Raw genomic sequence first — 361 nt, 5'->3', positions numbered from 1 at the left:
GTGGCGTCAAGCAGCCGTGTCACGTTGCGGTGGCACAGCTGCGCGCCCTTGGGACGGCCGGTGGAGCCGGAGGTGTAGATCACGTAGGCGAGGTTCTCGCCGTGCAGGTCGAGCTGCGGATCGTGCGACGGTTCTTCGGACAGGTCGAGCGTGTCCAGTGCCAGCACCTGCAGCGCCTCGGTGCCCGGCATCTGCAGGTGGCTCTGCGTGAACAGCAGCGCGATGCCGCTGTCGCGGACCATGTACGTCAGCCGATCTGTGGGGTACTCCGGGTCCAGCGGCACGTAGGCGCCGCCAGCCTTCAGGATCGCGAGGATACCCACCACCATCTCGATGGAGCGTTCCACCGCGATGCCCACCT

1 protein-coding gene is annotated in these 361 nt (G+C 67.0%); it reads right to left on the bottom strand.

Annotated features, from left to right (window positions below):
- Positions 1–361, bottom strand: a 361-nt coding sequence (locus AC1DFC_RS29845) for an AMP-binding protein (protein ID WP_478180597.1), incomplete at both ends; no start/stop codon positions are given.

The sequence above is a fragment of the Variovorax sp. 10L421 genome (assembly GCF_056395365.1).
This window is presented reverse-complemented; position numbering and strand designations above follow the sequence as displayed.